Genomic DNA, 14,401 nt, shown 5'->3' with positions numbered 1-14,401 from the left:
CCCACGCAGCCGTGGCTGGTGTTGGTGTTGCCGAACACCGAGGGGTCGCCCCAGTAGTTGCCGTGGAGGAAGGTGCCCGAGCTGGACAGGCGCATCGCGTGCGGCACGTCCTTGATGTCGTACTCGCCGCCGAAGCCCACGGTGGCGCCGTTCATCCGGGTCACCTGGTACTTCTCGCTGATCACCATCTGGCCGTTGTACGTGGTGTTCGCCGGGGCGCCCGCGCTGATCGGGAGGGTGCGCAGGACCTTGCCGTCGCGCACGACGGACATGGTGTGGGCGCTCGCGTCCACCGTGGAGACCTGCGAGCGGCCGACGGTGAACTTCACCGTACGGGTCTGCTTGCCGTAGACGCCCGGGCGGCCCTCGACGCCGTCCAGGTTGAACTTGACGGTCACCTTGGTGCCCGCCGCCCAGTACTTCTCCGGGCGGAAGTCCAGGCGGTCGTTGCCGAACCAGTGGCCCTCGACCGGCACCGACGGCTCGGCCGTCACCTTGATGGCCTTCTCGACGGCCTGCGGGTTGGTGATGCCGCGGCTGAAGTTGATCGACACCGGCATGCCGACGCCGACGGTGTCGCCGTCCTCGGGGGCGTAGGTGCCGATGAAGGTGTTCTTGGGGACGAGCGTGGTGAAGGTGGTGTCCTTGGCGGACTCGCGGCCCTCGTCGTCCTTGGCGACCGCGTGGACCTTGTACTTGGTGGCGGAGGCGAGGTGCTGGTCCGGGGTCCAGGCGCTGCCGTCGGCGGAGATCTTCCCGGCCACCGCGTTGCCCTTGGTGTCCGCGACCGCGACGGCGGTGAGCTTGCCCTGGCTCGCGGAGACCTTCAGCGCGCCGCTGGTCGCCACGTCGCCGGAGCCGTCCTTGGGCGCCACGGTCACGACCGCGGCCGAGGCCTTGGTGTCCTCGCCCGCCTTGCCGGCGCCGGCCTTGCCCTTGCCGTCGCCGCCCCCGCCTGAGGCGGAGTCGTCGCCGCCGCACGCCGAGACCAGCAGGAGCAGCGCCCCCAGCAGCAGAGCCAGCAGACCCGGCGTACCGCGCCGCCGCCCCGCCGCCCTCTTCGGAGCCCCCGATATGTGCTGCCCGTTCACGACAGTTCTCTCCCCTCGCACGGCCTGGATCACGCCACGGCCCGCACTGAAAAACACCCCCGCGCGCGTCCTCGCGCGCACACGATTGCCTAGGTAATCACACGGGACGCACACTCAACGCCACGCGAATGTCACCGTTCAGTCCCAATGGTCCTGTGCGTTCGCTGTGGCGACATCACGACGTCACCGGGGGTGTGTACGGGCCGGGCCGGCCGGCGAGGGTGGGTCAGAGGGCCGAGCCCGCCCTCCACTTCGCCCAGTCCAGGTTCCAGCCACCGAGCCCGTTGTCGGCCGCGACCGTTTTGTCCCGGGAGTTGACGACCTCCACCACGTCCCCGACGAGCGTGCGGTCGAAGAACCAGCCCGCCGGGGTGTCCGGGCTGCCGCCCTTCACATCGCGCAGGCCCACACAGCCGTGGCTGGTGTTGCTGGAGCCGAAGGTGCCCGAGGAGGCCCAGTAGTTGCCGTGCAGGAAGGTGCCGGAGGCGGTCAGCCGGATGGCGTGCGGCACGTCCGGGATGTCGTACTCCCCGCCGAAGCCGACCGTACGGCTGTTCATCCGGGTCACGTCGAACATCTCCGTGACGACCATCTTGCCGTTGTACGTGGTGTTCTTGGGCGATCCCGCCGAGATCGGGACCGTACTGACCAGCTCGCCGCCGCGGCGCACCTCCATCGTGTGCGCGTCGGCGTCCACCAGGGACTCCTGGTCGCGCCCGATGGTGAAGCCGACCCGCTTCTCCTGGACGCCGTAGACCCCCGGGGCGCCGGGGACGTCGCGCAGCCGCATGTCCACGGTGACCTTGGTGCCGGGCTTCCAGTACTCCCTGGGCCGGAAGTCCAGGCGCTCCTTGCCGAACCAGTGGCCCACCACCTCGACCGGCGGCCGCGAGGTGACCCTGATGGCGCGCTCCACGGCCGCCCTGTTCTCGATCGCCTGGTTGAAGTTGAACGAGATGATCATGCCGACGCCGACCGTCGAGCGGTTCTCCGGCTTGAAGTAGCCGATGAACCGGTGCTCGGGCACCAGTGTGGTGAAGCTGGTGTGCCGGGCCTGGCGGTGGCCGTGGCCGTCGAGCGCCACCGCGTCCACCGTGTACTTGGCGGCGAGTTCCAGCCGGGCCGCCGCGCCCTCGGCCGGCTCCCAGTGGAGCCCGTCCTCGGTGATCCGGCCCGGCACCTCCTCGGGCTGCGCGTCCTCGGCCTTCATCACCCTGACCCGCTCCAGGCGCCCGCTGGGCACCCGCACCTCGATCCTCCCGTCCGCCTTGACGCCCTTGGCCCCGTCGTCCGGGGTCACCAGGATCACGTCGCGGGGCGAGGGCGCCTTGCCCGCGACGACGTCCTTGACCCCGTCGACCCCGCCGATGTCCAGGTGGTCCCCGCTGCACCCGGCCGCCCCGGCCACCAGTGCCGCCGTCAGTGCCACCCATGCCAGGGCGGCCGCGGTGCTCGCCCCTGCCCGCTTCAGTACGAATCTCACGACCGGTCAACGATCGCGCCCCGCCGGGGGAAACGTGAGTACGAGCCGGGTAACGGGAAGAAAACCTGCGAGACACGCGTGGGGAGCCGCGGCCGGGACGCCGTGCTCCGTCCAGGCGCCGAGCCGCGGGAGGCTGAGGGGTGTCGAGCGCAGCCGAGCAGGAGGCAGAGCGGGGGGTGGGGCGCCCGGCTCCGCACGGGGAAGGGCACCGGGAACTGAACGGGCACCGGGGCCGTCGGGGCGGACCCGGCGGGCTGCTGCCGCCGGTCTGGCCGGGCGCGCCGACCCCGCTGGGGGCCCGGTTCCGGGTGGGGCCGGGCCACGTACTCCCCGTCCCCGCCCCAGACATAGACGAAGGCGGGATTCCCGAAGTACGTACGGTTGGCGTCGTCCATGTCCGGCAGGTGCAGCGACTCGCCGACGGCGACCCTCACCCCGGCCGGCGCCGCGTCGGCCGCCCGTACATAGGCGTCCTTGACCGCGTCCTCGACGACCAGCACATAGTCGGCCGTCGCCTCCTCGGACAGGGCACGTGCGACGGCGTGCGCGTACTCCCCGGCGATCTGCCGGGAGACCGCCGCCATCGCCGCGTACTCCGCCTCGTCCCCGAGCCGGGCCGCGCGAAGCCACAGCTTCTCCTCGCGCGACCGGAACCAGCCGGGCTCCTGGGTGGGGATCCTGCTCCGGCCCAGCTGCCAGTCGACGTGACCGGCGTAGCGGTCGACTTCCTCCCGCAGCCGTGCGAGGAACTTGCCTCCCGGATTGCCTCCGAGCCCCCAGGCGCAGTGGCTCAGGATCGCGGCCGCCTGGTACGGGTAGTACGCCTCCCCCGTCGGGGTCTCGTCCTCCGCGTCCAGCGCCTCGTCGACCAGGCTCTCCAGCGCGGCGACGTCCCGGGGGGACGGCGGGGTGGTCGCCCACCCCTGAGCCGCCCCGACGGCCGGGCGGTACCCGGAGGGCACCGCCCCGTTCCACCAGGCGGAGACGTCCAGCAGGGCGAGTGGGGCGAACCGGGCGACGGCCAGTCGGGCCACCTGGTCGGATTCGCCGTCACTCAGCGAGTTGAGAACCTCAGCCACACCCACAGTCACTCCTGAACGAGAAGCCCCGGTGTCCGTACGGATACCGCTGGCGGACAGCACCGTCCAGATTGAACACCACGCGCTGTCGCCACGATGTGGGCCCGCCCACGTGACCGTCGGCATTGCGGATGGCGTTCTCGCAGAACGGGCAGACATTGCGGCTCACACCGCCGTCCACCTTAGTCCAGCCGTTCTTGTCGATGTGTTCCATGGCGTTGGTCTCGGCGTGGAGGTTCGGATTGTTGACCGCGGCCTCCTCGCCGTCGCGCAGCATGTTCCGCTGCGCCTGGGACAGACCGTCACCGTTGGCGGCGACCACGTCCACGTAGTCGGGCTTCTCCGCGGTACCGCGGTTCGCCCGGATGATCGCGACCGTGCCGTTCTTGACCGCCCGCTTGCCCGCCTTCGTACCGTCGTCGAGAGCCTTGTTGATCTCGATCGCGCGGTCGCGCAGCTCGGGGTTGCAGTTGTGGACCAGGAGCTCGGCGTCACCGGCGACCACGTAGTACGTGTGCAGTCCGTCGACCGTGAGGTCGTAGGTGACCTGGTGGTCGCTGTAGCCGAGGGCCTGGGTGACCCGGGCGTCCGAACCGTCGGCCGTCTGGACCTTGTCGCCCTCCTTGAGGTCCTGCGCCCGCGTCCACTCACCGGTGGTCGCGTTGTAGATCTGGTGCAGGGCCGTGGTGTGGAGGGTCTTGGAGCCTTCCTTCGTCGCGATGGTCACCGCGACGAAGTCACGGTCGTGGGTGGTCACATGGAGCTCGGTGACCCGGTGCGCCTCCTGCCCCTTCTTGCCGGTCTTGCCGGGCTCGGCGGTGAGGACGTAGTCCCCGACCTTCACCTGGCTGATCGCCTTGGTCGCGCCACTGGCCAGCACCACGGAGGTGGCACCGGTGAAGCTGTGGCAGGCGCCCTTGCTCATCTTGCCCGCCGCGGCACCGAAGATCCCGCCGGTCGCCGCGCCGATCGCGGTGGCCTTGGCCACGCCGCTGACGCTGCAGCCCTCCTCACTCACCCCGCAGGTCACGCCGTAGCTGGCGGCTCCTTCGGCCATGCCGCCGACCGCGCCCTGGATACCGCCCCGGATCGCGTTGCTGGCGATGCCGCCGAGCAGCCGGCTCGCGGCGCTCGTGGCGAGACCGCCCGCCGCACCGCCGATGAGGCCGGTGGCCGCACCGATCGCGACGGCTCCGAGGAAGCCGCCCAGGGTCTTGGGCCCGTCGCTCATGGCATAGCCGACGGCGTTGGCCGCCGCACCGGCGAGCGCGGCGCATCCGAGTGCTCCGGCTCCCGCGGTCAGTGCCGTACATCCGGCGAACACCGCCACACCCGTGGCCACCGAGGCGATCGTCGAGGCGTGTTGCTTGACGAAGTTGGCTGTCGCCTTGGCCGCCTTCTTGACGGCTCTGCCGACCTTCTTGGCCGCCTTGACGACCTTGTGCGCCACGTGCTTGACGGCCTTGGCCACCGCCTTGGCGGCCCGCTTGACGGTCCGGACGACCTTGTGGACGTACTTCTTGACCCGCTTGTACGTCCTCTTGACGTATCTCTTGACCTTCTTGACGGCGTCATGGACGTAGTGCACGGCCTTGCGGACCACGTGCTTGACCTTGTGGACCGCCTTCTTGACGGCCTTCTTGATCTTCTTCGCGGCCTTCTTGACGGCCTTCGCGACGTGCTTGACGGCCTTCTTCGTCTTGTGCCAAGCGGACTTGGCGACGTGCTTGACCTTCTTCTTGAACTTCTTCCAGGCGCCGCCGAAGCTCCAGTGACCGGTGGGGTCGGTCATGGTCATCGGGTTCTGGTCGCCGTAGGCGAACTTGTTGGCGCCGACCGAGTCCGGCAGCGGGTCCAGGTTCACCGTGTCGCGGCTGTTGAACTGGCCGGTCTGCGGCGAGTACCAGCGCGCGGCCATGTTGACCTTGGCCGTCTCCGGGTCGGTCCAGCCGGACTGGTAGCCGAGGCGGCCGAGCATGGTCGCGCTCTGCAGGACCTCGCCGAAGGGCGAGTACGTCGTCGAGCCGGTCAGTGCCTCGCCGGATGCCGTGAACTGCGCGATGAGGTCGGTGTGCAGATCCGTCATCGCCAGGGCCGACTGCGTACCGCTTCTGACGCCGAGCAGTGAGCCGTCGGCGTCGCGGCTGTAGGTGGACGAGCCGTCCGAGGCGACGTCGTTGCCGGCGCCGCTGTACTGGAAGCTGAACACCGGACCCGAGCCGGGGTCGCCGGCGGCCAGCACCCGGTCCAGACCGTCGTAGGTGTAGGTGCGGTCCCCTTCGCTGATCACGCGGTTGAAGGCGTCCGCCTTGACGTCGGTCTGCTTGCCTCCCTCGTCGGTGGTGGTGCTCATCGTGCCGCGGGCCGAGTACGTGTACGTGTTGTGGCCGTCGGAGGTGAGCTCGTTGCGGGCGTCGTAGGTGTAGGTGTCGCCGCCCACCCGCGTCCGGTTGCCGGAGGCGTCGTAGCCGTAGCTCTCCGTCGTCGTCCCGTTGTTCCAGGACGACAGGCGGTTCGCCCAGTCGTAGGTGTACGTGTTGGCGGACGCGCCCGCGACCCCGGTGGTCGTCTTCGACGTCTCGTTGCCGTTCTCGTCGTACCCGTAGTTCACCGAGGCCAGCGTCTTGCCGGTCGGGGAGGTGAGGGTGTCCGACTTGAGCTGCTCCAGGGCGTCGTAGCCGAAGGCGCGCTTGGCCTTGCCGGTGCCGTAGTCGATCGACTTGAGGTTGCTGTTGACGTCGTAGCCGTAGCTCAGCGACGAGCCGGTGACCGCGTCGTTGGCCGTGGACAGGCGTCCGGCGGTGTCGTAGCCGTAGGTGGAGGTGCCCGACGCGTCGGTGCGCGAGGTCAGTCCGCCGTCGGCGTTGTAGGCGAAGGACGAACTGCCCGACGGGCCCGTGGTCGACAGCAGCTGGCCGCGGTCGTCGTAGCCGAAGGTGTCCTTGCCGGTGTCCGAGTCGGTCCCGGTCACCGCCACCAGCCGGTCGTCCGCGTCATAGCTGTAGCTGTGGTCCACGGTCGCGGCCTCGGCGCCGGTGCCGGTCTGCCGGGTGAGCCGGTTCCTGGTGTCGTACTCGTTGGTGACGACCACGCCGCCGGGCGAAGTCTGCTGCCTCACCCGTCCGTTGGCGTCGTACGCCGTGGTGAAGGTACGGTCCGCCGCGGCCGGGTGGGCCGGAGTCGACGGCTCGATCTGCGCCTCGGGCAGGCCCCACGAGTTGTACGTCTTGACGAAGGCGTTGCCGCGGCCGTCGGTGAACCGGGTCGCGTTGCCCGCGGCGTCGTACCCGAAGGACGTGGTGATCGACTCGGTCGCGGAGACCGGCTGCACCGCCTGGGTGACCAGACCCGTCGGGTCGACCGTGAAGCTCGTGGTGTGCCCGCGGAAGTCCTTCGTCGTGAGCGGGTTGCCCATCCGGTCGTAGGTGGAGCTGGTGGTGCGCAGCACGGCACCGTTGGTGTCCAGGTCACTGATCGCGGTGAGCCGGCCGAACCCGTCATACGTGTTCTTGGTGCTCGTCCCGTCCGGATCCGTGGACGTGAGCATCTGCCCGTCCTGGTCGTACGTGAACCGCGTCGTGTTGTTGGCCCCGTCCGTGGTGGACGTGACCTCGCCGAGCGCGTTGTACCCGTAGGACTCGCTCACTCCCGCCGGGCTCACCACCTTGGACAGCTGCTGCCCCGGCGCGTCGTAGTAGTTGATCGCCGTGAACGCGCGCTGGGTGGGCTGGCGGACGATGTCCGTGTTGGTGACCTCGCGGCCCAGGTAGTCGAAGGTCGACTCCTGGCGTGCGCCGTTCGGCCGGGTCGCCGAGAGCTGGTCGCCGTTGGTGTCGTAGGTGTACTTGGTGGTGTCGCCGCCCGGCTCCTTCACCGAGGCCAGGTCACCCAGCTGGGTGTAGCCGTACTCGGTGCGGTTGCCCAGCGGGTCGACCTCCGCGGAGACCTGGCCGAGGTGGTTGTACTCGTTCCAGGACACCGCCTTGATCGGGGTCGAGGCGCCCGGCGGGGTGTAGTCGGGAAGCGCCGTGGACGCCTCCTGGCCCTCGCCGTCGTAGGCCGTGACCGTGACGTTGCCGAGCGGGTCCGAGGACTCGGTCTGCTCGCCGAAGGTGTTGTAGCCGGTGAGCGTGACCGGGCGGACCGACGACGGGGTGCCGCCGTTCTGCTCGGCGTTCACGGCCGGCTCGGTGACGCTGGTCTGCTGACCGGACTCGTCGTAGCCGTAGTCGGTGGTGACGCCGTTGGCATCGGTCGTCGCCAGCGGCATACCGCGCTGGTCCAGCTTCCAGCTGGTGCCGCGCACCGAACTGCCCGCCGCCGGCAGCGTCTTGCCGTAGACGCCGGAGACCTGCGACGCGGTGAGCGCCTCGCCGTAGACCTGGACGTCCGCGAGGGAGCCCTTGTGGTACTCGCCCTGGGTGCCGCCCGACATACGGCGGCCGATCTGGAGCGGCCCGGTGGCCTCCCAGGAGCCGCTGTACGGGGTGGTCGCCTTGAGCGCGCCGTTGACGTAGAGGCGGATCTCGCCCGCCGCCGCGTCGTAGACACCGGTCAGATGCGTCCAGGTGTTGGCCGTGACCGCCGCCGTGCCGGAGGTGGCACGGGCCAGCGTCGGGCTCGCCACATCACCGGAGGTGCGGTTGAAGGACCAGCCGTACGCCGTCGAGTAGTACAGCTGGAAGCCGTGGTCGGCGGTGCCGTCCTGGGAGACGAACGTGTGGTTGGCGGTGGTGTCGGCCAGCTTCACCCAGGTGGAGACGGTGAAGCCGCCGTTGGTGTTGACGGCGGGGCCGGTGCCCTGGCCGTAGGCGCCCGCCGTGCCGTCGAAGACCGCGCTGCCGCCCTGCTCGGTGGAGCGGGTGACGCCGGTGCCGAAGGTGACCTTGTTGTTGCCGCCGGAGGAGTCCGCCGCGTTGGTGCCGCTGGTCTCGTTGAGCTTCCAGCGGCCGACCGGCGCGGTGGTGCCGTCGTGGGCGGTGGTGCCGGTGACGTTGCCGAGCGCGTCGTAGCGCGTGTCGGTGGTGCTGGTGGCGCCGGTCGGGTCGTAGTCCGTCTCGGACACGACGTTGTCGTCCGGGTCGTAGGAGACCTTGTTGGTCCGGGCGAGGCCGCCCGGGTCCATCGTCGTCGACGTCGTACGGTCCGCCGCGTCCACCGTGAACGAGGTGGTCGTGGTGCCGTCGTTGGTCACCTGCTTGGTCAGGTTCCCGGCCGCGTCATAGGTGTTCGCCTGCTCGGTGAACGACTTGCTGTTCTGCGGGTCCTTGCGGACCACCGTCGCGGACAGACCGTCGTCGGTGTAGGTGTACTCGGTGACCCAGCCCATCGCGTCGGTGATCGACGCGAGCCGGCCCGCCGGGTCGTAGGCCCGCGACTCCTGCACCAGCTTGGTGGGAGCGGACGGGCTGTTGGGGTCGCCGGTGTAGTTGAGCAGGCTCGTGGTGAGCGGCTTGCCCTCGGCGTCGAAGGTGTACTCGTTGACGTTCCCGGCCGGGTCCGTCTCCTTGACCTTGTTGCCGTAGACGTCGTACTCGAACGCGGTGCTGTCGCCGCCCGGGTCCGTCCGGGTCGCGACCCGGTTGTACGCGTCGTACGTCATCGAGGTGACCCGGGAGGTGTCGCCGCCGGTGGTGTCCGCGACCGTCTGGGACTGGACGTTGCCGTCCGGGTCGTAGACGGTCGTCGACTTCGCCTGGTGGACGGCGCCGGTGACCCGGTTGGTGACCTTGGGGCTGATCTCCGAGACGACCTGGTCGTCCTTGTCGTACCCGAGCGTGGTCGTCAGACCGGCCGGGTAGGAGTCGGAGATCTCGGTCTTGGTGATCTGGCGGCCCAGGTTGTCGTACGTGTACTTCACCGAGGCGCCGTTGGCGTCGGTGATCTGCGCCAGGTCGCCGTTCTTGAAGTAGGTGTACGAGGTCGAGCGCCCACCGGGCGTGCGCACCGAGGCCACCAGTCCCGCCGGGGCGTAGTTGGTGCCGCCCTCGGCCGCGACCGTGGTCGCGGTGGTGTACACCGTGGAGGCCGTACGGCCCGCGGGCGAGCCCGGCACCGGCGGGGTGGTCACCGAAGTGACGTTTCCGCCCGTGTCATAGGTGTAGCTGGTGAGGTAGGTGTTGTCGGTGGGCCCGGAGGAGCGACCGTCCCGCTCGGTGAGCATCAGGTCGTTGCGCGCGTCCATCGCCGGGAAGAGCGTGGTCGCGTCCGGGTAGTACGTGTAGTACTCGGTGGCGCAGGTGTTGGCCGCCGTGTTCTGGCAGGTGGTCGTGGAGACCGTGTTGCCGCGCACGTCGTGGCCGCTCACCGAGCGGTTGCCGTTGGCGTCCGTCACCGTGTGCAGGAAGCCCGAGGTGTCGTAGCCGTAGGTGGTGCGCTGCCCGGTGCTGTCGACCGCCGCGAGCAGGCGGTTGCCGAGCTCCGCGTCGTACACGTAGGTCAGCGTCTTGTCGGTCGGGTCGGTCAGCTTGACCGTCCGGACCGGGGCGGTGCCGGACGACGACTTGGCGGCCGAGTAGTGGCGGCCGACCTCGTCCTCGGTCAGCGGCGCCGAGTAGAAGGCCACCTCCGCGATCGAGCCGTCGAAGTAGCTGACGTCGGAGGGCGAGCTGATCCAGCCCTTGGTGAAGCCCGCGCCGATGAAGGTGCGGGTGGTCGTCTGGTCACCGGCGGCGCCGGTGTAGTCGGCCTGCTTCTCACCGTCCAGGTAGAGCGTCTGGGTGGTGCCGGAGGCGGAGAGGACCGCGTGGTGCCAGGCGTTGTCGGTGACCGTCGACTTGGAGCCGAAGTCGGTCGTGCCGCTGCCGGTGGCGCTCCACCAGTGGCCGCGCAGCTTTCCGTCCGCGCCCACGTACATCAGCGGCGAGTAGGCCGCGCCCGCGCCCGCCGGGTCATTGGGCACCCGGGCCTGGTCGGCCGCGATCACACCGGGCTTGGCGGTGCGGAACCACAGCTCGACGGCCCGGTTGCCGGAGCGGTGCAGCGGGGCGTAGGGCAGCTCGGCGAACGAGGTGGCGCCGTCGAAGTCCACCGCCGTCGCGTCGTCGGGCCCGAACGGACCCTCCGCGCCCTGGGTGACCGTGTTGTACGTGCCGAAGCCGGTGTGCACCTCGTTGGCGGCCTGCGGCGCGCCCTGGACGTCACCGAGACGCCAGTACCCGGACGGGGCGGAGCCCATCACGGCCGAGCGGTAGACCTGCGAGGAGCCGGTCACGGTGGCCGGGTTGAGCTTCCAGGTGCCGCCGTCGCCGTCCACGGCCTGGGTGACCGTGTCGTCGGCGGTGGAGTAGGTGACGGAGCTCTGGTTCTTGCCGTTCGGCGTGGTGATCTTGTTGAGCAGTCCGGCCGGACGGGTCGCCGCCTGGTACTGGGCGGTGATGACGTCCTGGCTCAGCGGCTCGGAGTAGATCGCCGCCTCGGCGAGCTGGCCGGCGAAGTGGCCGAGCGGGTCGGCCGCGTTCATGTTCGGCCAGCCGTCGGTGTTCACCCCGGCGCCGAGGGTGAGGTAGGGCTGCGCCCAGTCGTTGATGGTGCCGGCCTTGGTGCCCTGGGAGACGCCGTCCAAGTAGAGCGACATGGTGGTGGCGGCGCCGGTGAGGACGGCCTGGTGCCACTTGTTGTCGTTGACGGCGGCGGCGGAGACGATCGTGGTGTTGCAGCCGGGCGACGAGGCGAAGCAGCCGTGCAGCTTGCCGTCGGTGCCGACGTAGACCGCCGGGGTGTTGTGGGTCGTGGTGCCCACCGGGTCGGGGTCGCTCAGCGGCTTGTCGCCGTAGTAGAAGAGGACACCGCCCGTCTGGGAGGTCTTGAACCAGAGCGAGACCGTCGCGTACGAGGGGGTCGCGCCCGGGGCGCTGGGTATCTCCACATAGCTGCTGGTGCCGTTGAACGTGGCGGCCGGCTGGGTGGACCCGGCGAGCACGCCGGTGCCCCCGGTGGTCACGTTGTGGTAGATGCCGTTGTACTTGCCCTGGTTGAGGTCGACCGCGTCCTTGGCGACCGGGTCACCGGCCGCCTCGCCGAGCCGCCAGTACGCGAACGGGTCCTCGTCCAGGACCGTGGTGCGGTAGTGGTTGCCGGTGGCGTAGCCGTAGCCGATGCACTTGGACCAGTCGGCGGGCGGGCAGACCTTGTTGAGCTGGTCGCCGGTGTAGCTGTACTGCCAGGTCTGCGCGGTGGCGGAGTCGCCCGCGGTCGACGGGTCGGTGGCGACCGTGGCGACGTGCGCGGCGGTGGCGCCCGCGGGGGTCTGCCAGCTGAGGCTCAGCGAACGGTTGGACGTGGTGTTCGTGATCTTGGTCAGCTGGTTGCCGGTGTAGGAAAACGTTTCGCCACGGTTGGCGAAGTCCGTGATCGTCTTGATCGCGTAGACGCCCGCCCGGGCCGTGGCCTGGGTGAAGGTGTAGGTGGTGAAGTCCTTGTCGACCAGCGTGTAGCCGCCGGTGACCGCCTGGAAGCGGGCGTAGCGGCCGAGCGGCGGGACGAAGGTGCCGTCGCTGTTGCGGCCGAAGGCGACCTGCTCACCGCCGGGGTAGGTGATGACCACGCTGGTGACCGCGCCGGCGCTGTCCTTGACCTCGGCGGCCTTCATGTCCGCGATGGTCGCCCAGCCCGCGCCGAACGCGCTGTCCTGGCGCGGGTCGAGGCTGTTGTAGGAGCGCTCGATGGAGAGCGAGGGCCCGGTGACCTCGACGTCCGCGTCGGTGTCGTCGGTGGTGTAGTTGCCGTCGCTGGGGTCGAACTCATGGCCGTCGGTGTTCTGGGCGAGCCCCGAGGTCACCGGCGGCTGCGGCACCGCGGTGGTGAACCGGCTGTCGTACACGACCGCGTTGGTGCCGTCGCTGACGGTGGCGAACCAGAGGTAGTTCTTGCTCCACTTCAGCTTGCCGGCCGGGATCGCCCAGGCGCCCTTGGTCAGGGCGCCGGAGCTGGCCACCGCGGTCTGGCCGGCGGCGTCCGCGTCGAAGACGTCGAAGGAGTACGACAGGGCGCTCGGCCCCTTGTCGGCGTCGGTCGCGTAGACCGTGAGCTCCGGACGGAGCGTGTTGGCCTGGTAGTTCTCCGGCGGGTACTGGGCGTTGACCTGCGGGGCCACATTGGCCGTGTAGGTCAGGTCCAGCGCCGGGCGGAAGCCCGCGGTGGTGGAGTTGTCCGAGTGGAACTTCTTCCAGTGCAGCATGTCACTGGTGATCGCGGTCATCGCGAGGCCGTAGTTGGCGCCGCCGCCCGCGACCGTGTTGAACCAGCTGGTGTTGAGCGGGACGGGCATCTTCACGCCGACGCTCGTGGAGCTGGAGGAGTTGGTGCAGGACGCGCCGGGCGCCACCGTCGCCGAGCCGATGGCCGCGCCATAGGTCGGGCCGGGGTAGCTGGTGACCGCGGAGGGCGTCCAGGCCTTGGTGACCGGGTGGACGTTGAACGGCTCGGCGGTGCAGGTCGAGGACCAGACCGCGTAGACGTTCAGGCTCGCCGCGGTGACCTTCTGGCCGGCCAGCGTGGTGCCGAGCGAGGAGAACTGGAGGAACGAGTTCGCCTTGTTGGTGCCGGAGTCGTACGACCCCACCTTGATCATGTTCTCGGTGGAGTGGTCCCCGCCGATGGTGTTCTGGGTGTAGGTGGAGTTGCTGGCCGTCACCGTCGGGTCGACCGTGACCGGGAAGACCCGCTTCGGGTCGTCCAGCCAGGTCCGGTCCGCGGTCATCCGCAGCGCGGGGGCGCCGTCCAGGGTGGTGAGCTCATAGCTGACCGCACGGGACTGGGCGGCGTCGCCCGAGCGCGGGTCGATCTTCGAGTCCTCCATGAACGCGTGCGGGACGGTCGCGGTGACCTTGCCCTCGGCGTCGGTGAACACCACGTCGCCGTTCTCGGCGACCTTCGGCGTGAGCCCCTTCGCCTTCAGCGGGAAGACCCAGCTGGTGGGCGCGCTCGCGGACTTGAGGACGATCCGCTCCTTGAAGCCCTCGGTCAGCGGTGAGAGCTTGAGGTCGGTGTCCTTGAGGACGTTCCTGTACGTGGCGGTGGAGTCGCCGTCGACCACCGGCTCGCTCCTGGCGGCGCCGTGCAGCCCGTACGACAGCGCGCGCCCGGAGCCGAAGTCGACCGAGGCGAGGTCGGGGGTGACCGCGTCGGGGGCGAAGGCGACGCCGAGCGAGTTGGCGTTCTCGACCAGCCGGCCGCCCTTCTCCTCGCGCAGCTTGGTGTCGATCTGCTTCCAGCTGCCGTCGGCGCCCTTGAAGTTGGAGCGGCCGGTGTAGTGGCGCACCGTGGTGGAGCCGTCGGTGTTGGTGAAGAAGTCCGAGGTCGCCGTCGACTTCTTGGCGTCGCGCTTGCTGGTGCGCGCGTCGAAGCTCTTGGCGTTCCCGGCCGCCTTGCCGGTCTTGGTCAGCTCGGCCTTGTCCTCGGGCCGCCGGTACTCGGCGAGCTCGCCCTTGCCCTTGCCGGGCTTGTGGCCGCTGCCGCCCTTGGCGCGGGTCTGCTTGGCGGCGGCGCTGTGGCTCTTGCCCTTGGCCGTACCGCTCTGCTGGTCCGGGGTGTCCAGCGGGGACTTGTTGGCCCACTCCCACAGACCGGACAGGGACCACTTGGGCATCGACAGCCGGGGCAGCGTCGCCCCCGTGGCCTCCGCCGTCTCCGTGGTGAGCATGAAGGAGAAAGCCAACAGGACCAGGAGGGAGATCCTCCTGGTCCTGCGGCGCCCGGTACTACCGGGTGGAAACAACAGACGGGAACTTCGAGCCCATCGAGCACGC

4 protein-coding genes are annotated in these 14,401 nt (G+C 69.8%); all 4 read right to left on the bottom strand.

Annotated elements, in window-relative coordinates; translation table 11 throughout:
* A partial coding sequence (locus A8W25_RS22535; protein WP_067164060.1) for a L,D-transpeptidase occupies nucleotides 1–1,091 on the bottom strand: 1,091 nt, incomplete at its 3' end.
* Nucleotides 1,092–1,317: 226 nt separating this feature from the next.
* A complete protein-coding gene (locus tag A8W25_RS22530; RefSeq protein WP_067164059.1) occupies nucleotides 1,318–2,574 on the bottom strand; it encodes a L,D-transpeptidase in 1,257 nt (418 codons plus the stop codon).
* Nucleotides 2,571–3,653, bottom strand: coding sequence for a hypothetical protein (locus A8W25_RS34080; RefSeq protein ID WP_158942644.1), 1,083 nt, complete (start codon nucleotides 3,651–3,653; stop codon nucleotides 2,571–2,573). Before A8W25_RS34080 ends, A8W25_RS22530 begins: the two co-directional genes overlap by 4 nt.
* Nucleotides 3,646–14,310: a LamG-like jellyroll fold domain-containing protein gene (locus tag A8W25_RS22520; RefSeq protein WP_158942642.1), complete on the bottom strand. Its 10,665-nt coding sequence runs from the start codon at nucleotides 14,308–14,310 to the stop codon at nucleotides 3,646–3,648. The genes A8W25_RS34080 and A8W25_RS22520 overlap by 8 nt, the downstream gene beginning before the upstream one ends.
* Nucleotides 14,311–14,401: the final 91 nt, after the last annotated feature.

Source organism: Streptomyces sp. ERV7, from assembly GCF_001653515.1.
Classification (GTDB): Bacteria; Actinomycetota; Actinomycetes; order Streptomycetales; family Streptomycetaceae; genus Streptomyces.
This window is presented reverse-complemented; position numbering and strand designations above follow the sequence as displayed.